The sequence below is a fragment of the Xanthomonas prunicola genome, assembly GCF_025266575.1.
Classification (GTDB): Bacteria; Pseudomonadota; Gammaproteobacteria; order Xanthomonadales; family Xanthomonadaceae; genus Xanthomonas; species Xanthomonas prunicola.
In genome coordinates this window covers 3,949,197-3,975,794 of sequence record NZ_CP096142.1, presented here as the reverse complement: position 1 = coordinate 3,975,794, position 26,598 = coordinate 3,949,197, and the positions used below count along the sequence as shown (strand labels likewise).

The window sequence follows — 26,598 nt, the reverse complement described above, 5'->3', positions numbered from 1 at the left end:
CACCGAGTAACGGCCACGGCCACCCGACGGCTGCGCAGTCGTGTGGTTGGCCGCTCTTACGCGCCGTCGATCAACTCCATCCACGCTGCCTCTGCATCGGCCAGCTGCTGCGCGGTTGCTTCGCGGTCACGCCCAAGCACGGCCATCTTCTCGCTGTCGGCATAATTGCCGGGGTTGGCCAGCTCGCGATCCAGCGCGGCAAGCGCCGCTTCCAGTTCGCCGACGCGCTGTTCGGCGCTGGCCAGCTTGTGCGGGTTGACGGCTTTCTTCGGCGGCAGCGGTTTGGTCGGCGGCGGTGGGGTTGGCGCCACTTCGGCCATCTTCTGCTTGGTGCCCTGCGCGGCCGGGCGGCTACGCAACCAGGCGGCGTATTCGTCCAGGTCGCCGGCGAACGGCTCGACCACGCCATCGGCCACGCGCCAGAAACTGTCGCAGACCAGGCCGATCAAGTGGCGATCGTGCGAGACCATCACGATGGCCCCTTCGAAATCGCTCAACGCTTCGGCCAGCGCTTCGCGCATTTCCAAGTCCAAGTGGTTGGTCGGTTCGTCGAGCAGCAACACGTTCGGCTGCTGCCAGGCGATCAACGCCAGCGCCAGACGTGCGCGCTCGCCGCCGGAGAATCCATCCACCACCTCGAACGCGCGATCTCCGGCAAAGTTCCACTTCCCCAAGAAGTCGCGAAACGCCTGATTGGAGCCATCCGGCGACAGGTCGCGGAAGTGGTCCATCGGTGATTGGCCTTCGTGCAGCGATTCCACCGTGTGCTGGGCGAAGTAACCGATGCGTAAATCCGGATGCGCGCTGCGCTCGCCGGCCAATGGTGCCAGCTCGCCTACCAGCGTCTTGACCAGCGTGGTCTTACCCGCGCCGTTGGGACCGAGCAGGCCGATGCGGTCGCCGGCTTCCAGGCCGAAGCCGACGTCGTGCAGGATGACGGTCGCCGCGCTCCCCCCATCCGCCCTCCGGGCATCGTCCCCCGCTTGCGGGGGAAGGCTAGCGGGATAGCCCGCTTGCAGATGATTGAGCCGGATCAACGAAAACGGCAGGCGATTGGGCTGCGCGAACTGGATGCGGAATTCGCGCTCGGCGCGCACGGCTTCGGTGCCGGCCATCTTGGCCAGGCGCTTCATGCGGCTCTGCGCCTGGGTGGCCTTGCTGGCCTGTGCCTTGAAGCGGTCGATGAAGCTCTGCAGATGCGCGCGCTCGGCCTGTTCCTTGTCGTGCGCAATCTGCTGCTGCCGCAGGTGCTCGATGCGCTGGCGTTCGAAATCGGTGTAGCCGCCGACATACAGTTTGGCGGTGCCGCCATGCAGATGCAGGGTGTGGGTGGCGACGTTGTCAAGAAATTCGCGGTCGTGCGAAATAAGCAGCAGCGTGCCCGGGTACTTGAGCAACCACTGCTCCAGCCACAGCACCGCATCCATGTCCAAGTGGTTGGTCGGCTCGTCGAGCAGCAACAGATCGCTGGGCATCATCAGCGCGCGCGCCAGGTTCAGCCGCACACGCCAGCCACCGGAGAACGAAGACACTGCGCGGTGGTGCGTATCGGCCGGGAAACCCAGGCCATGCAGCAGCTTGCCAGCGCGCGCTTCGGCGTCGTAGGCGCCGAGTTCGGCCATCTTCTGGTGCGCGTTGGCGACCGCTTCCCAGTCTTCGCGCGCGGTGGCGTCCGCTTCTTCCTGCAGCACCGCAGACACCTCGATATCGCCGCCGAGCACGAATGACAGCGCCGGATCGGGCAAGGACGGGGTCTCCTGCGACACGCTGGCGGTGCGCACCTTGCCGGGCAGATCGACATCGCCCTTGTCGGCCTCCAGCTCGCCCTTCACCGCAGCGAACAGGCTCGACTTGCCGGTGCCGTTACGGCCCACCACACCGACGCGGTAGCCGGCATGCATGGTCAGGTCGACGTTGGAGAGCAGCAGACGCTCGCCGCGTCGCATGGAGAAGTTGCGCAGGGAAATCATTGATGGACAGTCCGATAGAACGAAAAGGAATGAGCAGATGAGCAGCATTCCTGCGACGCCATTCTAGCGTTAACGAATAATTAGCGCCTTCAGCTTGGCCGCCACAGGCTTCGCCGTCCCGCGACCGCCGCCTGCCAAGCCTTGCCTAGTCCTGCCTGGACCCACGTTTTCTGGAGTTGTCATGAATACCCCCCTTTCCGCGCTTGCGACCGCAGTGGTCGCTGCACTGCTTGCCTCCCCCGCCCTCGCCCAGACCGACGCGCCAGCGACCGCCCCGGCCAACACGCTGGATACCGTCATCGTCACCGGCACCCGCGTATCCGACCGCACGGTGGCCGAATCACAGTCGCCGATCGACATCATCAGCGCCGAGTCGCTGCAGGCCACCGGCACCCCGGAGCTGGCCACCGCGCTGGCACGCGCACTGCCGTCGCTGAACTTCCCGCGCCCGGCATTGAGCGACGGCACCAGCGCGATCCGCCCCGCACAGCTGCGTGGCCTGTCGCCGGATCAGGTGCTGGTACTGGTCAACGGCAAGCGCCGCCACACCTCCTCGCTGCTCAACCTCAACGGCACAATTGGTCGGGGCTCGGCTGCGGTGGATCTGAACACCATCCCGGTCGCCGCGATCGCCCGGGTGGAAGTGCTGCGCGACGGCGCGTCCGCGCAGTACGGCTCGGACGCCATCGCCGGTGTGGTCAACATCGTGCTCAAGGGCGCAGAAAAGGGTGGCAGCCTGCAAGCCGGGTTCGGCCAGTATTCGGCTGGCGACGGCAACAACTACGAGCTCTCCGGCGACACCGGGGTGGCCTACGGCGGCGACCGCGGCTGGCTGCATGTGGCCGCCCAGCTCAATCAGCAAGATCCCACCGACCGTGCGCGCGGCTATGCCGGCGCGCCCAGCGTCTCGCAGCCGGCCGTGGGCCAGAAGGCATTCAAGATCGGCGACCCGGAGGTCAATGCGCAGGCGGCCTCGCTCAATACCGAATACCAGTTCAGCGACGGCATCACCGGCTACGCGTTCGCCACCGCGAGTAACCGCGACATCACCTCGTTCGCGTTCTTCCGCGCCCCGGGCAGTACCACGCAGAATATCCTGTCGATCTACCCGCAGGGCTTTTTGCCGGAGATCCAGAGCTACGCCAAGGATCGATCGCTGGTCGCCGGCGTGCGCGGCTCCACCGCCAGCGGCTGGGACTGGGATGCCAGCTACAACTACGGCGACAACCGGATCGATTTCCACACCCGCAACACGCTCAACGTCAGCCTGGGCCCGACCTCGCCGACGTCGTTCTACGACGGCGCGCTGGAGACCACGCAGAACATCGTCAACCTGGACGTCAAGCGCGGCTTCGACTGGGGCTTGGCGTATCCGGTCACGGTGGCCTTCGGCGCGGAATACCGCAATGAAAAGTGGAACCAGTCGCCGGGCGAAGTGGGCTCGTATTTCCAGAGCGGCACGCTGGCTGGTGGCGCGCAGGGGTTCGGCGGCTTCGCCCCCAGTGTGTCCGGCCAGTACTCGCGTGACAGCTACGCGCTGTATGCAGATCTGGAAGCCGACTTCACAGACAAGTTTTCTGCCGGTCTGGCCGGGCGTTACGAGGACTACAGCGATTTCGGCAGCCAGGCTTCGGGCAAGCTGTCCGCGCGCTATGCGTTCACCGACAAGATCGCGGTGCGCGGCACGGTGGCCTCGGGCTTCCGCGCGCCGTCGTTGGCCCAGCAATATTTCCAGTCCACCAGCACCACCTTCCTGGCCGGCAATCCGAACCCGTTCGAGATTCGCACCTTCCCCGCCGACAGCACCGTGGCGCGTGCACTCGGCGCCGAGCCGCTGGATGCAGAAACCTCGCTGTCGTACAGCTTGGGCTTGGTATTGCAGCCGACCGATGCGCTCTACCTCACCGTGGATGCGTACCAGATCGATGTGGACGACCGCATCGTGCTGTCATCCAACCTCACCGGCACCGGCGTGCGTAACCTGCTGGAATCCCAGGGCATCTTCGGCATCAACGGCGGGCGTTACTTCACCAATGCGGTGGACACGCGCACGCGCGGCGTGGACGTGGTGGGCAGCTACCGCTGGCAGCTTGCCGCCAGCAGCGTGGACCTGACTGCCGGCTACAACTATTCGGAAACCGAAGTGCGCAGCGTCGCCGCCAATCCGGCTGCATTGTCGGCCAACGGACTGAGCCTGGAACGCATCGACCGCACCGAACGTGGCCGCATCGAAGAAGGCTTCCCGCGCGACAAGTTCCTGATCAACGGCAGCTGGAATCTGCAGCACTGGACGTTGGCTCTGGGTGGGACGCGCTATGGCAAGTTCAGCACCCGCCCGGCCGATGCGAGCAACGACCAGACCTTCGGCGCCAAGTGGGTGGTGGATGCCTCGGCCAGCTACAAGCTGGACCGCTGGACGCTGACGCTGGGTGCAGACAATGTGCTGGACGAATACCCGGACGAAAACAACTTCGCCAACTCCACCAGCGGGCAATTTCCATACAGCAATCTGTCGCCGTTCGGCTTCAATGGTGCGTATGTGTACGGGCGCATCAACTACCGCTGGTAAACGCTGCGCTTGAGCAGAGGATGTCGTCCTTGTGATCGTGCGTCGGGCAACGCGATTGGCCATCTCGCGATCAGCATGAGACATCCGCAGCATTCGCCGTGATCGGGGATGCACCGTCACTGCACATGCATGGCATGTCGCAATGCATCTTCAACATCGATGTTCGACCACACGCCCCGGCCAGTCCGGGGCGTGCGCGTATTGGCCCGCGTTGCCTACAGCCTTCAGAGCGGCAAACGACACAACTGCCCAGCCACCAGGCGGACGCGGCCGGTGCTCGGTGCGGCAAGAACCACGCGTACACCGTGGTTCTTGTGCGCCGTCCGCACGCACCCGACGACTGCGCGCGAGGTTTTGGTCGCCGCGCTTACGCACCGCATCGCTGCGAAGTGAAGAACTGAGGTCAGCCCCGGTGGTATCAACAGCGCTCCTGTCATTGCCGGAGCACGCACCATGGAAACATCGCAGCTGTCGCGCGGACGCTTGATCGACCATCTGCATCTGGTGGTACAGGACCTGCCGGCCAGCCGACGCTTCTACAAAGCCGTACTGGACGTTCTTGGCATTCCGCTGGGCGGTGAGGGCGAGGGCTTCTTCTGGGCCGACGAACTGTTTGTCTCCGACCGCAACACGGTGGCGCAAGGTGTACTGACCGGCCGCCATCATCTGGCATTTCAAGCACGCGATGTGGCGATGGTGCATGCCGTTCATCAGGCTGCGCTCGCCCATGGTGGTCGCGACAATGGGGCCCCCGGCCTGCGGCCGTATCACCCGCACTACTACGCTGCGTTCGTGCTCGATCCGGACGGCAACAATATCGAAGCGGTCTTCCATGGTGTTGCGCAACGCAGTGCAGATGCGGTGCAGATCACGTTCTGATGCAGAAGTTTCATAACTAGTATTGATGTCCAACATGGTGCAAGCCAGCCCTTGCGCTATCGGGTCTGGTGCAAGCAACGCATCACTTTGGTGCGCGATGACAACGTTGCCACCAGCACACCTGCGATGACAGTTGCTTGCGCAACGTAACCAAAATTTGACATGTGATTACACGTGGTTAATGGTTGAGAACGCAACGCAGCTGCCGCGATGAACGCGGCCTGGGAGGGCGCCCCTGCGCTGCATCCGTTCCCCACTCGGAGTTGTCACCGCATGAATTGCAAGACCAGTCCACTCGCAGTTGCCGTTGTTCTTGCACTGTCGTTTTCCGCTTCCACCGCCTCTGCACAGTCGCAGGCGCCGACCCAGAAAACACTGGACACCCTGATCGTGACCGGCACGCGCGTGGCCGATCGCACGGTCGCCGAATCGGCATCGCCGATCGACATCATCTCGCCACAGGCGCTGGAATCGACCGGCACCACCGAATTGGCGACCGCGCTCTCACGCGCGATTCCCTCGCTCAATTTCCCGCGCCCGGCCATCTCCGACGGCTCGGACGCCGTGCGTCCGGCACAGCTACGCGGCCTGTCGCCCGATCAGGTACTGGTACTGGTCAACGGCAAGCGCTATCACAGCACCGCGCTGATCAACCTCAACGACACCCAGGGCCGTGGTTCGTCGCCGGCCGATCTCAACACCATTCCGATCGCGGCGGTGGAGCGCATCGAAGTGCTGCGCGATGGTGCATCCGCGCAATACGGCTCGGATGCGATTGCCGGCGTGATCAACATCGTGCTCAAGGGCAGCGGCGAAGGCGGCAGCATCAATGGCCGCTACGGCAAGTACAGCGCTGGCGACGGCGAGCAATATCAGTTGTCCGGCGATGCCGGCTTCAGCTTCGCCGGCACCGGCAAGGTGCATCTGGCTGCACAGGCCGGGCACTCGGATCAGACCAACCGCGCCTTGCCCTACCAGGGCCGTGTGGAGCAGCGTTACGGCGATCCGGAGATCGACCAGGGCGCGATCTCGTTCAACGGCGAATACAGCCCCACCGATTACCTCACCTTCTATTCGTTCGGCATGGTCAGCCGGCGCGAGGTGTTGTCCAACGGCTATTTCCGTTTTGCCGGTGATAACCGCAACCGCCCGGAGATTTATCCGGACGGCTTCCTGCCGCAGATCTACAACGTCAGCAAGGACGTCTCGTGGGTGGGTGGTTTGAAGACCTCCACCGAAGGCGGCTTGAACATCGATCTGAGCTACAACTACGGCCAGAACAATCTCACCTTCGATGTGCGCAACAGTTTGAATAACAGCCTGGGCGTGACCAGTCCGACCGACTTCCATGCCGGTACGCTGGAAGTGACCCAGAACGTGCTCAATGCCGATTTCACCAAGACGCTGGATTGGGGACTGGCGTATCCGGTCACGCTGGCTTTCGGTGCCGAATGGCGCGGCGAGAAGTTCAATGAGTCGCCGGGCGATGCGGCATCGTCGGCCAACGGTGGCATTCCCTCCGCCAACGGATCGTTGATTCCCGGCGCGCAGGTGTTTCCGGGCTTCAAGCTCTCCGATTCCGGTTACTACAACCGCAACAGCCATTCGGCCTACGTCGATCTGGAAGCGGATCTGACCGAGAAGTTCTCCGCCGGTCTGGCCGGGCGCTACGAGAAGTACAGCGACTTCGGCGACACCGCCACCGGCAAGCTGTCGCTGCGCTACGCGTTCACCGACAAGATCGCGCTGCGTGCCACCGCCTCCACCGGTTTCCGCGCGCCGTCGCTGCAGCAGCAGAACTTCCAGTCGATCGCCACCCAGTTCCTCAACGTGGCCCAGCCCAATGGCACCGTGACCGCGACTCCCTTCGAGATCGGCACCTTCCGCACCGATAACCCGGCCGCAATCGCGCTGGGCGCCGAGCCGCTCAAGGCCGAAGAGTCCAAGAATTACGGCTTGGGCGTGGTGTTGCAGCCGGTGGAAAACCTGTACATCACCGTCGACGCCTACCGCATCGATATCGACGACCGCATTGTGCTGTCGGAGAACCTCACCTCGACGGCGGCACGTAACTATCTACAGGCCAACGGCTTCCCGGGCATCGGCGGCGGGCGTTACTTCACCAATGCGGTGGACACCAAGACGCAGGGCGTGGATGCAGTCGGCACCTATCGCTGGAATCTGGAGGGTGGCAGCGCCGAGCTCACCTCCGGCTACAACTACAACAAGACCGAAGTGGAACGCATCGCCGACAACCCGGCCGCGCTGATGGCGATCGACCCGACTGCGGTACGCATCGGCCGTGCCGAACTCGGTCGTATCACCGAAGGCACGCCACGCGACAAATTCTTCCTGGGCGGCACCTGGTCGCCGGGCAACTGGTCGTTCACCGGGACCGCAACGCGCTGGGGCGAGTTCAGCACCTTCGGCACCAACGCTGGTAGCGACCAGACCTACGCGGCCAAGTGGACGCTGGATCTGTCCGCCTCCTACAAGCTGGGCGCGTGGAACTTCACCGTTGGTGGCGACAACGTGCTCAACGAATATCCGGACCGCCAGCAAGCGGGTTTGGGTACGCGGACCTACCTGCCCTACAGCAGCGCCTCGCCGTTCGGTTTCAACGGTGCGCTGGTCTATGCAAACGTGAATTACAAGTGGTAACTCCCAAGCGCTGGTCGGCAACGACCGGCGCTTGAGTCGCGCGGCACTGCACGTTTGACGTGTCGCCGACAGTCACCGTCCCTGGTCACCCTCGCATACGGAAGGGTGACCAGGTCAGACGCTTCGCTGCACGCTACACCGCTTCAGCAAGGATGCGCACAGCAAAGTGCGCAAGGCGCCACACCGCGCGTTGCCGATTGCTGCGATCTTCGCCCGCACTGCTCTCCGCACGCCGGAAGCATGCGGCGCGCAGGCATGACCGATTACACGTACGCAGTTGCATTCCCCCCGGCACCACGGCACTTCGTCGCTACGTCCATCATCCCCTTTGAGCCTTCATTCCCATGCACACCTCCAACGCACTCTCGCTGGCGATTTCAGTCGCACTCACCGTCTGTTCTTTCGCTGCCAGTGCGCAGTCGCAATCGACACAGCCTGAGAAAACCCTGGATACCCTGATCGTTACCGGTACACGTGTGAGCGACCGTACCGTGGCCGAATCCGAATCGCCGATCGACATCATCTCCGAGGAGTCGTTGCAGGCCACCGGCGCCACCGACGTTGCCACTGCGCTCGGTAAGTTGTTACCGTCGCTGAACTTCCCACGCCCGGCCATCGCCGACGGCAACGACGCCGCCCGTCCCGCCACGCTGCGCGGGCTGTCGCCAGACAACGTGCTGGTGCTGGTCGACGGCAAGCGTTACCACACCTCCTCGCTGGTGAATTACAACCCCTATGTCGGTCGCGGTTCGGCACCGGCCGACCTCAACTCGCTGCCGATGTCGGCGATCGCCCGCATCGAAGTGCTGCGCGATGGTGCATCGGCGCAATACGGCTCCGATGCGATTGCCGGTGTGGTCAACATCGTGCTCAAGCACGGCGCTGGTACCGGCAGCAACAGCATCTCGGTCAATGGCGGCATCATGGACAAGGGCGACGGCGCGCAGAATGGCATCGACGGCTCGATCGGTCTGCCGTTCGGTACCACCAGCGGCGATACCGCGCCTGGCTGGGTGCGGCTGTCCTGGAATTACCAGAATTCGATGGACACCAATCGCAGCGAGAACACCAACCGCGCCACCACGCTTGCCGGCGCAGCCAATCCCAGTGGCGTACCCTACCAGCGTCATGGCGATCCGGATGCGAGGTTCTACCAAGGCCTGGCCGCGTTCGGCTACGACTTCACACCCAACGTCCAACTGTATGGCCATCTGAGCGTCAGCCGCCGCGAAGTCACCTCCAACGGCTACTACCGTGCCTACGACAACAGCGACCGCAATGTGCAGGCGGTGTATCCCAACGGCTTCCTGCCGCAGATCTACAACCCGATCAATGACCGCTCGGCGGTGCTCGGCGTCAAGGGCACCACTGCAAGCGACTGGCATTGGGACGTGTCGGCCACCTACGGCAAGAACGACATGACCTTCAACATCCTCAACAGCATCAACAGCAATCTGTACTGGAGCACTGGCAACTCGCCGACGAACTTCAATTCCGGCGGCTTCGAAACCGAGCAAGGCACGCTCAACGCCGACTTCAGCAAGTCCTTCGATTGGGGCCTGGCGTATCCGGTCAATCTGGCCTTCGGCGCCGAGCACCGCCAGGACCGCTACGAGATCGTCGCCGGCTCGCCGGCCTCGTATTTCTTCGATCCCAACACCATCAACCCGGAGACCGGAAGCCCGTACCCCGGCGGTGCACAGGTGTTCTCCGGCCTGGAGCCCTCGGTGGCCGGCAAGTTCGGCCGCCACAGCAACGCGGCCTACGCAGCGCTGGAAGCGGATCTGACCGACAAGCTGTCCGGCGGCATCGCCGGGCGTTACGAGAACTACAGCGATGCCGGTTCCACCCGCTCGGGCAAGCTGTCGGCGCGCTATGCCTTCACCGATACGTTTTCCATGCGTGCAACGGTCTCCAACGGGTTTCGTGCGCCGTCGCTGGCGCAGCAGAACTACGCCTCGGTGGTGACCTTGCCGCAAGACGGCCAGTTGATCCAGGTCGGCACCTACCGCACCTCCGACCCGATCGCCGTGCAGTTGGGCGCCCGTCCACTGAGTCCGGAAAAGTCCACCAACTACGGAATTGGCAGCGTCTGGCAGCCGATCGTCAACTTCACCTCGACCCTGGACGTGTACCAGATCCGCATCTGGGACCAGATCTTGTATTCGGACCAGATCCAGCTCGCACAGCCGATCGGTCAGGTCGGCGCCGTGCAATTCTTCGTCAACGGCGCCACCAGCCGCACCCGCGGCGTCGACTGGGTCAACAGCTATCTGGCCGATCTGGGCGCTGGCGGCAGCCTCAACCTGAGCGCCAGCGCCAACTACAACAAGACCAAGATCCTGGAGCTGTCCAATCCGAACTTCGGACGCGCCAGCCAGGGCTTGTTGACCGAGTCCACGCCGCGCACCAAGTACATGCTGGCAGCGGACTGGACCTTGGGCGGCTTCTCGCTCAACGGCAATGCCACCCGCTATGGCGCGATCAAGCGCATTGCGGACCCGGCCGACGGCAGCCAGGACCAGACCTATTCGGCACGCTGGATCCTCAATCTGGCCGCCAACTACACCTGGCAGGCGCTGACCTTCACCGTGGGTGCCGACAATGTCACCAACCAGTATCCGACCAAGGCGCAGTTGACCACCGGGTATGACGACCGTGCCAGCGGTCTGCAGTATTCCTCGTTGTCGCCGTTCGGCTTCAACGGTCGCTACTGGTACGGCCGCGTGACCTATCGCTTCTGAGGAGTTCGCAACCTTGGAAGGCGATGCGCGGCATGCATCACCACCGCACGATAGGCTTTAACCTTTCCAGACATCTGCGTTCATCGCGGTTGCGCTCAACGCAGACAGCAACAGGCATCACCGATCCTCGGTGATGCCTGTTTTGTTTTGGGCCTGCATGCCGTTGCGCGTGCACCGACTGCTGCGGGCGGCGCGGTGCAGGCCATTCGACCAGCGCAACGCCACCAGGACGCTAGCAAGGCACACGAGTTCGTGCAGACGCGTTGGTAGGGATTGGATCGTTGCCGAAACTGCAGCGTTACGACGTCGCGGAAAAACATGGCCTGACCCATCGTGCCTCGCCAACATGCGTGGCAGGCGCGGCCTGTCGAAGAACGCAGCATCGTCAACTGCTGGTGGAGCCGCACTGTAAGACGCCGTCACGCACACCTTCTGCGCAGACGCAAAGCGGCATCGGCATCGGCATCGGCAAACGCGATACTCGGCATGTTCTTTACGATGCACTGCAGGAGCTGTTGCACAGCACTCACGCTGCTCAAATGCCCGGCACTTCAAGCACGCCGGTCGACACCGCAGACGCACGCCACACCCGGCACACATCCACGTTCCTGCGCGCGCATGCGCCGCATGTCGCATCGCGTTAATCATGCGCTGTGTACTATGGGCGTCCGGCCAACCGGACCTGTTGTGCGGTCCTGTTCCCCTCGCCGGACACCAGCCATCACCACGCAATGCCCGCAGGCGATGCCCGGCGCAGTGCCGTTGGCTGGGTCGACCTCGACGCTCTCCCGGACACTCTCACAACGGATTGGAATGCATCACGACACCAGCCTCATCGACATCATCGCCGTCGGCCTCGCGGTCGCCTTCATCCTTGGCACGCTCGCGCAGAAGGTGAAGCTCTCGCCGCTGGTCGGCTATCTGCTGGCCGGCGTGTGCGTGGGGCCGTTTACGCCAGGCTTCGTGGCCGACCAAACGATCGCCAACCAGCTGTCCGAGCTGGGCGTGATGTTGCTGATGTTCGGGGTGGGCCTGCATTTCTCGCTCGACGATTTGATGGAAGTGAAGTGGATCGCGGTGCCCGGTGCACTGGCGCAGATCGTGGTGGCCACCCTGCTCGGCTGGGCGCTGGCGTGGAGCATGGGCTGGTCGCTGATTCACGGGTTGGTGTTCGGCCTGGCGCTGTCGGTGGCCAGTACCGTGGTGCTGTTGCGCGCCCTGGAAGAGCGCCGTTTGCTGGACACCCAGCGTGGCCGCATCGCAGTGGGCTGGCTGATCGTCGAAGACCTGGTGATGGTGCTGGCGTTGGTGTTGTTGCCGGCACTGGCGGATGTGCTCGGTACCGGCACGCCAGCGACAGCGCACGACGCGCAATCGCCGTCGCTGCTGGCCGCGCTCGGTGTGACCTTGCTCAAGATGGTGGCGTTTGTCGCGGCGATGCTGGTCATCGGCCGACGCGTGATTCCGTGGTCGCTGGAAAAAGTGGCGGCCACCGGCTCGCGCGAACTATTCACCCTGGCCGTGCTCGGCATCGCGCTGGGCGTGGCATTCGTCTCGGCCACGTTGTTTGGGGTGTCCTTCGCGCTGGGCGCCTTCTTCGCCGGTATGCTGCTCAAGGAATCGGAACTCAGCCACAAGGCCGCCAGCGATTCGCTGCCGCTGCGCGACGCGTTCGCGGTGCTGTTCTTCGTCTCGGTCGGCATGTTGTTCGACCCGATGATTCTTGTCGCGCACCCGTGGCAGGTGCTGGCGACCTTCCTGACCATCACCGTGGGCAAGTCGCTGGCGGCGTTCCTGATCGTGCGCGCGTTCGGCCACCCCACCGGCACCGCGCTGACCATCTCCACCAGCCTGGCGCAGATCGGCGAGTTCTCTTTCATCCTGGCCGGGTTGGGCGTGCAGTTGGCGATCCTGCCCGAGACCGGGCGCGATCTGATCCTTGCCGGCGCGCTGCTGTCGATCGTGGCCAACCCGTTCCTGTTCTCGTGGCTGGACCGCTGGCAGGCCAAGCAGGCCCAGGACGCCCCTGCCGCCGTAGAGCCGGAACTGCCCCCCGGCCCGCCGCTGCCGGCGGACGGGCACGCGATCGTGATCGGCTACGGCCGCGTGGGCAGTTCGCTGGCGCAGTTACTGCGCAGCCGCGGCGTGCCGGTGTTGGTGATCGATGACAACGGCGACCACGTGGCCAAGGCGCATGCCGCCGGTATTCCCGGCATCCGAGGTAGCGCCGCGGCCGACCGCGTACTGGCGGAGGCGCGCCCGGAGCACGCCAAGATCGCGATCCTGGCCATTCCGCAGCCGCTGGAAGCCGGCGAAGCGCTGGCCAAGCTGCGCGCGATCAATCCCTCTCTGACGTTGCTGGCACGTGCGCACAGCGACGCAGAAGTGAAGCATCTGCTCGACCATGGTGCCGACGGCGCGGTGTTGGCCGAACGCGAACTGGCCTACTCGTTGGCCGAGATGGTGATGTCCACCCCGCCGTACCGCGCGTTGAACGTGCCGGCGTCGTGACAGTTGCTCGCCCCACGGCTCAGCGCCAATACGGACGCACATGGCGCAATGAGTTCATTGTGAATTCGCTTCAGCGGATGACATCGCCACGAGGCCGTCATTAGGACACACGACAGTTGCTATCAACATCAGCGTGGCTTGACCGGTCGATACTGACGACGATCGCCGTAAGCAGCGCCCTTGGTGTCCACGTTCGCGCATAAGCGCTCGCCGCAGAGCATGACGTCGGCGCCGTTGTAGGCGCGCAGCAACTCGGCCCGCAACTGATTGTCACGTATCTCCTGACGATACTGGGTCAACAACCACCCACCGCCGCCGAACAACAGCAGTAGGCCTCCCAGGACAACCGCGGCGCCCTTCCACAGCAGCAGGCGCTGCCCGCGCTCGATGCGCTTAAGCTGATCGGACAATGATTGCGCGCCTTCGCCGATCAAGCTGCCAGCCTGCTGCAGCCTTTTCTCGAAGCCGGTTACGGGCTGGTCAATTCCCTGCTGGATGCTTCGAACCAATGTGTCAGGCACACGCTGCAACATCTGTTCGGCCGAACGGCTCGCCACAACGGGGAGCGATTGAGTAACCTGCTCAAGCTGCTGGATGAGGCGCTGCTGTTGTTTTTCCAGTTCATTGCATCGACGCTCGAACTGTTCCATAAGCGCAGCAGCGTTGCTGACCAGTGTTATCACTTCTTGCGCATTCATCGTGCTTCCTGCTGTGCTAAAAGTGAAGACTAGAGGCTACGCGCCCCGACACGCATGGTTTCCTGCTGTTGTAGATCGGCCTGCCGCCGCTGCGCATGCATCGTTTGTTGGGCTGCTTGCTGTTCCTGCTGGTTCACCACTTCGATTGCGTCGGCGCGCAACGCGCGGCCGGACGGCTCATTGGCCAGTGTCTGTGTCATCTGACGGAACTGATCACGATCACCGCTTTTTGCGGCAGCGAGCATGCGGTCCAAAAAAGCACCAGGATCGTCATGCAGCGTAGGCGCGCTGCTCCTGTGGGTCGACGCTATCGCGGGCGCGCCCTGCACATCTCCCTTGAGCGGCACCTGCCACGCCTGTGGTACGTGGCTACGCTCTCGGTCGTGCTGGAATTGCTGCATCTGCTGTCGCCAGGTCGGTGTATCCATCTCCCGACGCCCTGTTCCCGGCTCCAACGTGCCGCGAAGATGATCGACACCATCACGTGCCATCCCAGGGATTCCGCGCGAATACACCGTCAAGCCGGAACGTAGCGTCTCTATGTCGCCGCGATACTTCTCGATCATCGGCGCGTACTGCCGAGCGAGCTGCTGTGTTGAAGGGTCTTCCAATACGGAGGTATCCGCTTTGCCGGCCCCATCGACTGGCAGGAAGTTATGCATGCGATGCGATTCACCCAACCTGACAGCCGCCGAAAGCGGATCACGCGCGTCCAACGCACTGCGGTCGTTGGCGTAGTCCGCGGCCCTTAGGACAGCAATTTCCTGCGGTGTGGCATAGACCTTGACTTGGCCGTAATGACGGCTTGCGGCGCTGACTGCATCGCCGGCCATGACGTGATTGATCACATCGCTGCCGCCTTCCGGTATCCGCCGATCCAGACTGACCGCGCCGTATGCGTCGAAGGTCTGCCCCTTAAGGCCGAAGTGATGCGCGGTAACTTGTGCCAAATTGCCACCAAGCGAGTGGCCTGCAACCGTCACATCGGGCATTGGTAGGCCGGTACTGAGATGCTTCTGCTCTGCATATTTCAAGGCTTTCTGTGTAAGCGCGATGGCGTCTGATATCTGCGCATTGTGGCGAGTCGCGACCATCCCACCGTCGGCCAGTGCACCGTCCAGTAACGGCTGGCGATCGAACTCGCTTCCTCGGTGGACAACCACTATTTCCCTGGTATCGGCTCTTTCGTAGATGACGCCTTGGTAGCCTGACGGCTTGTCCACGTATTGCAAACGTCGGACAGGTAGACCGCCGATATTTACAACAGCGCTTCGCTCTCCGGTATCTTCAGGTTTGTCGTAGCCATCGCGGGTCAGTGCGGCATACTGCTGGCTAGTGAGACTCATGGGACCGCCCTTTCCGCCTTGAGATTTACACGAAATAAGTTACTTCGATTTGGCTCTGCGTATTTGTCAGCAGACTCTTCGCCAAAATCGACATAGTCTTCCAACTTACTCCTGGGATACCCACCTGACCAAAAAAATGTTGTTTTTTGCTTAATTTCATCAAAGTATTTTTTTTCTAGACTAGGCGCGAAAGCTGTTTCCGCCCTGACACCTGTCGCCTTCAGGGAAACACCGAAACCTCCAAATTCCCAGTGGCAGACTCCATTGCCGTAGTAGTCAGCATCGACCATGCCATCCATATAAATCATCGCCGTGAAAACCGTATTATTGATCTTCTTAAAAGCAACAGGTATCGCGTGTTCTTTTGGCTTTGTAGACATCCCCAATGAAGCATCGAACGGCGCGCACTGATCACGATTCTTCATGTCGTAGAACGCTTTAGCTGACACAGCCCCGAACGGCCCCGGCGCATTCTCAATCGTCATCGTGATCCGATAGGCTTGCGTCGGATGCGGGTTCTTCCTATAGATGGGGTCGTCGCCGTCGTCGCGCGCCTGCGCGTCCCTGGATTGCATCGTGGTCTCCTTTGCTCCGCACGCGCACAGCGAAGTCGCCAGGGAGAGGTATAACAACGCGGCTGAAGTGCGGTACATAGTGGTTGGCCGATAAACGCCTTGTTTGCTCAAGGCTACGGCGTTTCCTGGGCAGCAACAACATTGGGTTCGGCGTAAGACAAGTGCTCTTGAACAATTCCAAAGTGCGCGGCAAGGCTCCGGGCGTGTGGGATGACTGTCTACAGGCTCCAAGCTAACCCAGCGGAATCACGCCGCAGGGTCACCCCAAAAGACCGCCAGACACACTTGATAATCATTCCCATTAAGCGCAGAATGAGCGCCCATTTCCCTGGCGGCCTCTTCCATGGCGGTTGCAGTCGGCATCCTCAATGCATTGCCAAGCGTGCAGCTGTGCGAGCTGCTGGGCCGCATTGGCTATGGATTCGTGGTGCTCGACCTGGAGCACGTGCTGCGCGCGCCGGACGCGCTGGAACACGCGATCCGCGCCTGTGAGCTGTCTGCCTGCGAGGCGTGGGTGCGGGTGCCGGAGGTGGACGACAAGCTGATTGGCCGGGTGCTGGATGCCGGCGCACGCGGCATCGTGGTGCCGCGTGCCGAATCGGCGCAGCAGATCGCGCGCGCCGTCGCCGCGGCGCGCTTCCCGCCGCTCGGTCGGCGCGGGATCACCGGTGGCCGCGTCACCGGCTTCGGCAGCGTCGATCTGCCCAGCTACATCGCCCGGGCCAATCGCGACATCCGCATCGTGCCAATGATCGAAAGCGCTGCCGGCGTTGCTGCACTCCCCGAGATTCTCGCTGTGCCTGGCGTGGCTCTGGTGATGGAAGGTGCGCTGGACCTGGCGTTGGACCTCGGCCTGGGCCCGCAGCCCACCCATGCGCAGGTGTGGGAGTCGCTGCTGCAACTGCACGCGCACTGCCGCGCCGCCGATGTGCCGTTCTGCCCCAATCCACGCACCGATGCGCAACGCGCGCACTGGCTGCAACAACCGGATCTGCGCTGGCTGCTGGCCGGCGAAGACCGGGCACTGATTCAACGCGCATTGCGTGGCCATCTGGCCAGTGTTGCCGTCCCTCCTTCACCACCCGCCTGCAGGAGCACGCCGTAGATGTCGACGTTCCGTTTCCACGCCCTAGCCATCGCCGTCGCAGCGATCACGCTGACCCTGCCGCAGCTGGCGTGCGCAACCGACACGTCGGCGACCGATGCCGTTGATGCCCCCGATGGCGGCACGCCGATCCGTGCGCTGGACACAATCCAGGTGCAAGGCAGCCTGCTCGGACGCTCCAAACCCGACGATGTGCAGCGTTATGCCGGCAGCCGCCAGGTCATTGATCGCGAGCAGTTGCGCAATGGCGGCAACCGTTCGCTGGACGATGCGTTGCAACGCGTGCCCGGCATCAAGATCTTCGACGAAACCGGCACCGGCGCGTTGCCGCAGATCATGCTGCGCGGCCTGTACGAAAGCCGCAGCGGCCGCGTGCAGGTGCTGGAAGACGGCATTCCGCTGGCGTTGGCGCCATATGGGCAAACCAGCCTGTCGTTGTTTCCTGTCGGGCTGAATCAGATCGACCGCATCGACATCGTGCGCGGCGGCGCGGCCGTGCAGTACGGTCCGAACAACGTGGGCGGGGTGATCAACCTGGTGAGCAAGGAGATCCCCAGCGAGTGGAGCACCACGCTCGCGCACAAGGTGACCGCCGGCGGCCAGGGCCAGTTCCTGCAGGACAGTGCGCTCAGCAGCGGCGGATACCTCACCGACAATGTCGGAATGCAGGTCGATGCCAATCGCACGTATGGCGAGTATTGGCGCGCCCATAGCGATACCGACATCAGCAATCTGCGCGTGCGTGCCGAGTGGTGGCTGGACGACACCACGTTGCTCAAGGCCAGCGTGCAACGCTATCTGGTCGACATGGATCTGGCCGGCGCGCTCAGTCCGGATGATTACCGGCGCGACCCGCGCCAGTCCACGCGTCCGCTGGATAGCTTCAATGGCCGTAACACGCGTGCGTCGCTGAGCTATGAGCAGTTGCTGGGCGACTGGGGCCCGATGCAGGACGTGCGGCTGGATTGGACCAACTTCAGTGCACACAGCAGTCGTAATTTCATCGTCGGCATGCGTCAGGCCTCCACCGAAACCTGGCGCTCGGACCTGGCGCCGCAACTGCGTCAGACCGCACCACGCGACTTCCGCGTGGTCGGGAGTGAGCCGCGTTTGAGCTGGACCATGGGCGATGCCGGCCGAGTGCGGCAGCAGTGGACCGCAGGTGTGCGCGCAGTGCGCGAGGACATCGATTTTCTGGTCGGCAATCTGCGTCTGCGCGACGGGCTGTTCACCACCGTGCGCGACTGGCAGTTCGAAGACCGCGCGTTGGCCGCATACGTCAGCAACGCCATCACCCTGCCCGACGACCGCGTGACGATTACACCGGGCCTGCGTTACGAGCGCCTGAATTCGCGCTATTTCAACCGCGCCACCGGCGTCAGCACGCTCAACCAGACCCGCGATGTCTTGCCGGGGCTGACGCTGGGCTTCCAGGCCAACGAACAGTGGTTCTTCTACGCCGACGGGCAGCGCTCCATGCGCGCGCCGCAGGTTACCCAGATCATTTTCGGCAACAACCTGGATGCCGAACTGGCATGGAATTACGAAGCCGGCACGCGCTATCAGCCCAATGCGCGCACACGTATCCAATTGGGCGGATACCTCATCGATTTCGATCAGCAGATTCAGCTGGACAACACCACGCGCGTGTTCCGCAATCTCGGCAAGACCCGCCACCAGGGTGCCGAGCTGGAACTCCAATGGAGCCCGGAGCAACTGCGTGCGCTCACCCTCAACGCCAGCTATGCGTATCTGGATGCAAGCCAGGAATCGGGCGCATTTCGCGGCTTCCGCGTGCCCTACACCTCGCGCAACCAGATCACGCTGGGCGGCACCTACGCGCTCGGTCACACCACTGTCGCGCTTTCCGGCTATTACTTCAGCAAGGCCTTCAGCGACGCAGCAAACACCGTGCAAGAGAATGCCATCGCCTCGGTGGGCCAGTTACCGGCCTACATGGTGTGGAACACGCAGGTGAGCCATACCCTGTTCGAACGCGATGGACAAAAATTCAGTGCATCGTTGGCGATCAATAATCTGTTCGACCGGCACTATTGGTTCCGCGGCGTTGATACCAGCCCGTGGGGGCGTCAAGCCGCACCGCCACGCACCGTCACCGCCGGGCTGGAATACACGTTCTGAGTCTGCATCAGCGAGTAAACGCTGCACACGACCAACGCATAGGCGCGTTGGTCGCGCCTGGGAGCAACGGCGGTTGCGCTGGCGACCGTCACACACAACACGGCGTGCATGAAGCACGCATCATTGCCGCAGCACGCGGCATGCGATCAACGTATCGCAGGCCACCCAACGCCACCATGGCGCCAGGCAGCCCGTTTCAGTACCGGTTTTCCACCGTCCTGTTGAACGAGAGCTGCCATGACTGCGACATCCGCTGCACCGTTGGTGATCCTCACCCATGTCTGCCATCCCGCCATCACCGAAGGTTTTCTGCCGGCCGCGCACGCGCTGGGTCTGCCGGTGTGGTTGCTGACCGACCACCGGCTCGATCACCTGACCTATTTCCGCGAGCACCCCATGCATGCACCGCAGCGGGTGATCGAATGCGATGTATTCAACCCACTCGGGGTGCTGGACGTGCTGCACGATGCCGACATCGCGCCGCGCGGCCTGTTCAGCAATAGCGACCATCTGCAGACCAGCACTGCGCTGGTGGCTGCAGCGCTCGGCCTGCCGGGCAAGGACTGGCAGGTGTGTTACGCCGCAAAGAACAAAGCGGCGATGCGCCAACGCTTGCGTGCGCATGGCCTACCCTGCCCGTGGTTCTGCACGCTGGCGCCGGGCGTCGCGTTGCCGGCGCAGATGCCATGGCCGGTGGTGGCCAAACCGCGGGAAGGCGTCGCGAGTCTGGATGTGCGCCACTGCGCCGATGCTGCGCAATTGCAGGCCTATCTGGACGATGTATGGCAGCGTCACCCGCAGCGCACCGTGTTGCTGGAAAGCATGCTGGAGGGCGCGCTGTTTACGCTGGAAACCCTCGGCGACGGCAACAGCCTGCAGGCCATCGGCGGCTTCAAGGTGCGCTTGTCGCCGCCGCCCCACTTCGTCGAATGCGAAGCGCAATGGGATGCCGATGTGGACACGCCGGTGATCGCGCAGGCACTCCAACAACTGCACGCCTTCGGTGTCGGTTTTGGGCTATGCCATAGCGAATTCATTCTCACCAGCGACGGTCCGGTGCTGGTGGAGATCAATTACCGCAGCATCGGCGACCGCCGCGAATTCCTGCTCGACGAACTATTTTCCAGACAATGGTTCACCGCGGCGCTGGCACCACACCTGGGACTGCCGTTGCCGGCACTGCGCAGCACGCGTGCGCATGCATTGTTGCGTTACTACGTGGCCGAGCATGACGGTGAATTAATCACCGCCAGCGAAGACCGTCGCCATCAAGACGTGCACAGCGACGTGCAGTACCGGCGCATGCGCGCACCGGGCGAGCGCATTCGCCTGAGCCATTCCAACAAGGATTACCTGGGCGTGCTGAGCGCACTGTCCAGCGATGCGCAGGCGCTGCAACAGGCCGTAGTGCAGGCCGAAGCCGGTCTGCAATGGCACATCGACCCCGCGGGACTGCGCGCATGAGCAGCGCGGCAGACCAACGCTACATCGCCACCCGTATCATCGATGCCTGCCTGCGCGAAGACCTGCGCGGGATTGTCAGCCGCGGCAGTGGCGCAACGCCGGACGGTAGCGTGCTGGCGGCCTGGACCGATCCCAGCCCGGTAGAAGGCTGGTGGCGCATCGCACACTTGCCCGGCGGCACGGTGTGGCTGCCGATCCATCGTCAGGGTGTGCTGCAGGACATCAGCGCCCGCGGCGACAGCTGGATTGTGCAGAACGCCGACGACATGCATGTCGAACGTGGCGCGCAGGCGTGGCTGCAACGCATGAGCGCCGAACTCGATGCCGAAACGCAACAGCTGCATCGGGCCTACGCAGAAGAAGCCGACTGCGCTGCGTCGCATCGCGGGCTTGCGCAGCAGGCCTACCACGCCCAGGCACAGGCATTACGCAATGCGCTGCAGCACCCCGATGCCGCCGAGCGCGCATACCGCTGCGACCAGCTGGCCAGCTACCGCGACCATCCGTTCTACCCCACTGCACGCGCCAAAGCCGGGCTGGATGCAGCCGAACTGCGCCACTACGCTCCGGAATTTGCGCCAACCTTTGCGCTGCGGTGGCTGGCGATTCCGCAAGCACTGGCGCAGTGCACCAGCACCCCGCCGGCCGAGCTTTGGCCGGACTTCGCAAGCCTGGGCCTGTCGCCCGAGCTGGCTGCCACGCACATCGCCTGGCCGGTACATCCATTGGTGTGGGAGCGATTGGAGCAGGCAGGCTTCGCGTTGCCTGAAGGTGTACTGCGAGCACCGCAGCCCTGGCTGGAGGTGCGCCCGACGCTGTCGGTGCGCACGCTGGTGCCTCTGCAACATCCGCACCTCCATCTCAAGCTCCCCATCCCGATGCGCACGCTCGGCGCCCTCAACCTGCGTCTGATCAAGCCCTCCACGCTCTACGACGGCCACTGGCTGGAGCGCGCATTGCGACGCATCGATGCGCTTGATCCTGCGCTGCAAGGCCGTTGTGTGTTCGTCGACGAATCGCACGGCGGACATGTCGGGCAAACCCGGCATCTGGCCTATCTCATACGGCGTTACCCGGCACATGACGATGCCACGCTGGTGCCGGTGGCTGCACTGTGTGCGCTGATGCCAGATGGCCGCCCGATGGCGATCCATCTGGCCGAGCGTTTTGCGCATGGCGATGTACTGCATTGGTGGCGCGATTACACCGAACTCATGCTTGCCGTGCATCTGCGCCTGTGGCTGCGTTACGGCATCGCGCTGGAAGCCAATCAGCAGAACAGCGTGCTGGTCTATGCCGATGGCCAAGCCACGCGCCTGTTGATGAAGGACAACGACGCTGCGCGGATTGCGATGCCGCAATTGCGTGCAGCGTTGCCGGACGTGGATGCATTGGGCCCGCTGCAGGATGGGCGAATTGCGGTGGACGATGCACAGGCATTGGCACAGATGTTCTGCACCATCGTGCTGCAGCTGGACCTGCAGGCAGTGCTGGAGGGCCTGGCCGAATGGCAGCCCGCGCTGCGCGCACCGCTATATGCGCAGCTGCTGTCGCAGTTCGCTGCGACGCTGGCGCAACTGGAGGGCCACGGTATCGATACCGATCCCGCGCGCCGCCTGTTGGCCGCGCCAAGGCTGCCGGTGAAGTACCTGCTCAGTGCCGGCAGCCTGCTCAGCAAGCAACTCACCGGCGCCGCCGACATCAACAAGTTCTACGGCGATAGCGCGCCCAATCCATTCGGAGATGCGTTCGTTGATACGCAACAACTGCCGCGCAAGCAAGCGGGCGCGCAGCGATGAGGCGCATTCTGGGCCCGGTGTTGGCTGCGCACTATCTCGCGGCATTCACTGCATTGGGCATGCCGCTGTTTCTGCCACAGGTCCTGGCCGAACTTGCGCCAGCGGCCGCGATTGGCTGGAGCGGCGTGCTGTATGTGCTGCCCACGCTCTGCACCGCGTTGACAGCGAGCACCTGGGGGCACTTGGCAGACCGCTATGGACGCAAGCGCTCGTTGCTGCGCGCGCAACTCGGGCTGGCGCTAGGCTTTGCGATTGCCGGCTTCGCGCCGTCGCTGACCTGGCTGGTGATCGGCCTGATCGTGCAAGGCACCTGCGGCGGCTCGCTGGCGGCGGCCAATGCGTATCTGGCCAGCCAGCCGCAGGCCGGCCCGTTGGCGCGTGCGCTGGACTGGACCCAGTATTCGGCGCGCCTGGCCATGGTGAGCGCGCCTGCGTTGCTGGGCCTTGCCCTGGCGTTGGGCCCGGCGCAATCGCTGTATCGCGCACTGGCGCTGCTGCCGTTGATTGCGTTTGCGTTGACCTGGCGACTGCCGGCCGATCAGCCTGCTGCGCGAGCACAACCTGCCGGCAAACCTTCGACGGCTTCGACGCATGCAGCCTCATCGTCCGCATCACCTCGAACGATCACAGCGCCGCTTTGGCCTGCCTTGCTACTCGCGCAGTTTTTGTTCTGCTTTGCGATGGTGGTGACATTCCCGTATTTCATCCCGTACGCCCTCGCGCGCGGCGCCGGCCACGATGCGCTCGCCGGTCTGCTCTACAGCCTGCCGCACCTGGTCTATCTGGTGGTGCTGCCCTGGTGGCGACGCGGCGATGGCCAGGCATGGCTGGTGCCAGGCCTGGCGTTGTTCGCCGCAGCCTGCGTGTGGCAGGCGCTGTTGCACGATGCGGTCGCGTTGGCGGCCGCGCGGCTGTTGTTTGGCTTCGGCATGTTGTTCGGGCTGCGTGGGCTCAACCGCAGCTTGGCAGCCGTTGCCAGCGCGAACGGCGCCGGGCGCTTGTTCGGTCGCTTCGATGCATGCGGCAAATGGGCTGGTGTATTGGCCGGTGCCGCTGCCGGTGCCTTGGCGCAGGCGTCCGGCCCCGCAACCCCTTTCCTGGCTGCCGCACTGGCTGCGGCCGCTGCTGCGCTCACCGTTCTGGTGCGCTTCCCTTCGAGGAGAACTGCCGATGTCGCCGCACACGATGCATGATCCCTGGTCCGACAGCATGGCCGACGCGCACGCCTGCAGCTGCTGGTTGAACTGCTACCTGCGCGAGTTTGCGATTCCGCAGCGCGCAGTGGACTTCAACTATCGCGGGCTGGATCGCCCCGGCCTGCGCGTCGCCGAACACCGCTGGCTGCGCATCGACCTGGGCCAGACCGGTGCACTGTGCGTACGCATTGCTTACGCCGATCGCCTGGGCCGCTGCCGCTTCACCTCCACGCCGTTTCTCAAGAGCGCCGGCAAGCCGTGGCATAGCCTGGATGCGGATGCCTTGGCGCGCTGCCTGTTGCAGACATTGGGAAGCACGCAGACAGTCAACCCGGAACTGCTTGCGCAAAGTGGCAACAGCGTGGCAGTCACCGCTGCGTTATTGCGGCAGGCGCAAGCCACCGCCGCCACTGGCGAGGCGATGATTGACGCCGAACAATCGATGCTCTGGGGGCACGCATTGCACCCGACGCCGAAGAGCCGCGAAGGCGTGGATCTGGATCAGGTGCTGGCCTGCGCGCCGGAAGCACGTGCATCGTTCCAGCTGTTTTGGTTCCGCATCCACCCGCGCCTCTTGCGCACGCATGGGCGCGATGTGCGTGCGAGCCTGAAGCAGCTAAGCGGCAGCGACGATCTCTACCCCTGCCATCCCTGGGAAGCGGAGCGTCTGCTTGACGACCCATTGCTGCGCACCTTGCAGGCGCGCGGCCTGATCACGCCGGTCGGCCCGTTAGGCGATGCAGTGCGGCCGACCTCGTCGGTACGCACGCTGTATCACCCGGAGCTGGAGTATTTCCTCAAGTGTTCGGTGCATGTGCGGCTCACCAACTGCGTGCGCAAGAACGCCTGGTACGAGCTGGAAAGCGCAGTTGCGCTCACCGAGCTGTTGGCGCCGAGCTGGCGTGCTTTGGCGGCCCAGGTGCCGGGCTTCGATGTGATGCTGGAGCCGGCGGCCACCTCGCTGGAGGTCGCGCAGGTCGACCCCGCATTGCACGATGCCGATCCGCTAGCGGCGCGCGTCTTGTCGGAGGGCTTCGGCATTCTGTATCGACAAACCATTCCTGCCGTGCAACGTGCCCGTTGGCAACCGCAGGTGGCTGCGGCCTTGTTCACCTGCGATGCGCAGGGCAATAGCGTGTGCGCCGCACGCGTGCAAGCGCTGAGCAATGCACGCGCGGATCGCCACGCAGCCACAGTGCGATGGTTCCGCGCCTATGCCGATCTACTGCTGGATGGCGTGTGGAGTGCACTGTTCCAGCATGGCATCGCGCTGGAACCGCATCTGCAGAATACGGTGATCGGGTTCGCCGACGGCTGGCCGACCCGCGTGTGGATCCGCGACCTGGAAGGCACCAAGCTGCTCGCCCATCACTGGCCGGCTGCATGCCTGCATGGCGTGAGTGAGCGCGCTCGGCAATCGCTGTACTACACCCCCGAACAAGGCTGGAACCGGGTTGCGTATTGCGCACTGGTCAACAACCTGGCCGAAGCAATCTTTCACCTCACCGAAGGTGATGCCGCACTGGAGGCATGGCTATGGCAATGCGTCGGCGAGATTGCCGCACGTTGGCAGCAACGCCATGGCGCGCAAGCCGCGCTGCAGGGTCTGATCGACGGCGCACCACTGCCCGGCAAGAACAATCTGGGCACGCGCTTGTGGCAGCGCGCGGACCGCCAATCCGACTACACCGCGCTGCCCAATCCCATTCCTCGCGTCACGACGGCGCGGCAGGTGGCGGCATGAGTCTACGCATCGACACCGCTGCGGCACTTGCGGCCTTGCCGCAAGTGCGCGAACGCTGCGATGGGCCGATCTGCGCGTACGTCTACGACCTGCCGGCATTGGACGCACACGCGGCCTGGATGCGTGCGCAGCTGCCCCCGCAGTGTGAGTTGTTCTATGCCGCCAAGGCCAATGCAGAGCCGCCGATCCTGCGCACGCTGGCAACGCATGTGGATGGCTTCGAAGCTGCATCCGGTGGCGAACTGGCCTGGCTACACGCACAGCAACCACAGGCACCGTTGTTGTTCGGTGGTCCAGGCAAACTTGATACCGAGCTCGCCCAGGCGGTCGACCTGCCCGACTGCACCGTGCATGTGGAAAGCCTGAGAGAACTCGAGCGCCTGGCGGCAATCGCATCGCAGGCCGGTCGCTGCGTGCCGGTATTTCTGCGCATGAATATTGCCGTTCCCGGTGCGCAGAGCACGCGTTTGATGATGGGCGGGCATCCCTCGCCGTTCGGTCTGGATCCGAGCGATCTGGATGCAGCAATGCATCGGCTGCGGGCAAGCCCATCGCTACGCCTGGAAGGCTTCCACTTTCATTTGATGTCGCATCAGCGCGATGCTGCCGCACAACTGCATCTGGTTGATGCGTACCTGCGCACCGTGCAGCAATGGCGCCACACCTATGCACTGGGCCCACTGCGGGTGAATGCCGGCGGTGGATTCGGTGTGGACTATCTGGCGCCAGAGTCATCGTTCGACTGGGCCGGCTTCTGCGCCGGGCTGCCTGCCTTGCTGCGCGAACATGGCACTGACCTGCGCCTGCGCCTGGAACCGGGCCGTTACGTCAGCGCAAGCTGCGGCTGGTACCTGATGGAAGTGCTCGATCTCAAACGCAGTCACGGCGCCTGGTTTGCGATTGCCCGCGGCGGCACTCATCACTTCCGTACCCCGGCCGCGCAGGCGCACGATCACCCAATCCGCGTGTTGCGTGGTGCGCGGGCGCCTGTGCTGCGCGACACGTCAGTGACCTTGGTCGGCCAGTTATGCACGCCCAAGGATGTGCTGGCACGCGATCAGCATGTCACCGCACTGGCACCTGGCGACTGCCTGGCCTTCCCTTTGGCCGGCGCGTATGCCTGGAATATTTCGCACCAGCAATTTCTGATGCATCCGGCACCGCAGATGGTGTTTTTGCCGGCGACCACGTAAGA

17 protein-coding genes and 1 other RNA gene are annotated in these 26,598 nt (G+C 63.7%); 14 read left to right on the top strand and 4 right to left on the bottom strand.

The features are described 5' to 3' along the window. Positions 1 to 56: 56 nt before the first annotated feature. A complete protein-coding gene (locus M0D43_RS17025) occupies positions 57 to 1,970 on the bottom strand; it encodes an ABC-F family ATP-binding cassette domain-containing protein (protein WP_260807396.1) in 1,914 nt (637 codons plus the stop codon). A 181-nt stretch (positions 1,971 to 2,151) separates the two neighbouring features. Here M0D43_RS17025 and M0D43_RS17020 point away from each other — a divergent pair, with 181 nt between their 5' ends. From M0D43_RS17020 to ybaL, 7 genes are all read left to right on the top strand, one after another. Further along, a complete protein-coding gene (locus tag M0D43_RS17020) occupies positions 2,152 to 4,539 on the top strand; it encodes a TonB-dependent receptor plug domain-containing protein (RefSeq protein ID WP_252162321.1) in 2,388 nt (795 codons plus the stop codon). Positions 4,540 to 4,826: 287 nt separating this feature from the next. After that, a non-coding RNA gene (locus M0D43_RS17015) (sX9 sRNA) lies at positions 4,827 to 4,902 on the top strand. Positions 4,903 to 4,992: 90 nt separating this feature from the next. Further along, positions 4,993 to 5,418, top strand: coding sequence for a VOC family protein (locus M0D43_RS17010; protein ID WP_252162320.1), 426 nt, complete (start codon positions 4,993 to 4,995; stop codon positions 5,416 to 5,418). Between the two features lie 273 nt (positions 5,419 to 5,691). Continuing rightward, positions 5,692 to 8,079, top strand: coding sequence for a TonB-dependent receptor plug domain-containing protein (locus tag M0D43_RS17005; protein ID WP_252162319.1), 2,388 nt, complete (start codon positions 5,692 to 5,694; stop codon positions 8,077 to 8,079). Between the two features lie 344 nt (positions 8,080 to 8,423). Further along, positions 8,424 to 10,823: a TonB-dependent receptor plug domain-containing protein gene (locus tag M0D43_RS17000; RefSeq protein WP_252162318.1), complete on the top strand. Its 2,400-nt coding sequence runs from the start codon at positions 8,424 to 8,426 to the stop codon at positions 10,821 to 10,823. A gap of 281 nt (positions 10,824 to 11,104) precedes the next feature. Continuing rightward, the gene (locus tag M0D43_RS16995) at positions 11,105 to 11,467 is read left to right on the top strand and encodes a hypothetical protein (protein WP_260807395.1); all 363 of its coding nucleotides are present in this window, start codon (positions 11,105 to 11,107) and stop codon (positions 11,465 to 11,467) included. Positions 11,468 to 11,636: 169 nt separating this feature from the next. Next, the gene (gene ybaL, locus M0D43_RS16990) at positions 11,637 to 13,334 is read left to right on the top strand and encodes a YbaL family putative K(+) efflux transporter (RefSeq protein ID WP_260807394.1); all 1,698 of its coding nucleotides are present in this window, start codon (positions 11,637 to 11,639) and stop codon (positions 13,332 to 13,334) included. 128 nt (positions 13,335 to 13,462) lie between these two features. On the opposite strand, the gene M0D43_RS16985 is transcribed toward ybaL, so the two are convergent. The 3 genes from M0D43_RS16985 to M0D43_RS16975 are packed head-to-tail and all read right to left on the bottom strand — an operon-like array spanning position 13,463 to position 15,953. Continuing rightward, entirely contained in the window at positions 13,463 to 14,032 is a 570-nt protein-coding gene (locus M0D43_RS16985; protein WP_252162317.1) for a relaxation protein, read from the bottom strand. Between the two features lie 29 nt (positions 14,033 to 14,061). Continuing rightward, positions 14,062 to 15,378 (bottom strand): Tle-like phospholipase domain-containing protein, encoded by a 1,317-nt coding sequence (locus M0D43_RS16980; protein ID WP_252162316.1) that lies wholly within the window; start codon positions 15,376 to 15,378, stop codon positions 14,062 to 14,064. Then, a complete protein-coding gene (locus M0D43_RS16975; protein WP_260807393.1) occupies positions 15,375 to 15,953 on the bottom strand; it encodes a hypothetical protein in 579 nt (192 codons plus the stop codon). Before M0D43_RS16975 ends, M0D43_RS16980 begins: the two co-directional genes overlap by 4 nt. Positions 15,954 to 16,296: 343 nt before the next feature. Between M0D43_RS16975 and M0D43_RS16970 the strand changes: the two genes are divergently transcribed. The 7 genes from M0D43_RS16970 to M0D43_RS16940 all read left to right on the top strand — a co-directional run bounded on the left by M0D43_RS16970 (position 16,297) and on the right by M0D43_RS16940 (position 26,596). Next, the gene (locus M0D43_RS16970) at positions 16,297 to 17,058 is read left to right on the top strand and encodes an HpcH/HpaI aldolase family protein (protein WP_252162315.1); all 762 of its coding nucleotides are present in this window, start codon (positions 16,297 to 16,299) and stop codon (positions 17,056 to 17,058) included. Beyond that, complete coding sequence (locus M0D43_RS16965) at positions 17,059 to 19,200, top strand: TonB-dependent receptor family protein (RefSeq protein ID WP_252162314.1); 2,142 nt, start codon at positions 17,059 to 17,061, stop codon at positions 19,198 to 19,200. Positions 19,201 to 19,437: 237 nt separating this feature from the next. Beyond that, positions 19,438 to 20,664, top strand: a complete 1,227-nt coding sequence (locus tag M0D43_RS16960) for an ATP-grasp domain-containing protein (RefSeq protein WP_252162313.1) — start codon at positions 19,438 to 19,440, stop codon at positions 20,662 to 20,664. After that, a complete protein-coding gene (locus M0D43_RS16955; RefSeq protein WP_252162312.1) occupies positions 20,661 to 22,463 on the top strand; it encodes an IucA/IucC family protein in 1,803 nt (600 codons plus the stop codon). The genes M0D43_RS16960 and M0D43_RS16955 overlap by 4 nt, the downstream gene beginning before the upstream one ends. After that, complete coding sequence (locus tag M0D43_RS16950) at positions 22,460 to 23,656, top strand: MFS transporter (protein ID WP_252162311.1); 1,197 nt, start codon at positions 22,460 to 22,462, stop codon at positions 23,654 to 23,656. Before M0D43_RS16955 ends, M0D43_RS16950 begins: the two co-directional genes overlap by 4 nt. Next, positions 23,634 to 25,403, top strand: coding sequence for an IucA/IucC family protein (locus M0D43_RS16945; RefSeq protein ID WP_252162310.1), 1,770 nt, complete (start codon positions 23,634 to 23,636; stop codon positions 25,401 to 25,403). The genes M0D43_RS16950 and M0D43_RS16945 overlap by 23 nt, the downstream gene beginning before the upstream one ends. Further along, positions 25,400 to 26,596 (top strand): type III PLP-dependent enzyme, encoded by a 1,197-nt coding sequence (locus tag M0D43_RS16940; RefSeq protein ID WP_252162309.1) that lies wholly within the window; start codon positions 25,400 to 25,402, stop codon positions 26,594 to 26,596. The genes M0D43_RS16945 and M0D43_RS16940 overlap by 4 nt, the downstream gene beginning before the upstream one ends. Positions 26,597 to 26,598: the final 2 nt, after the last annotated feature.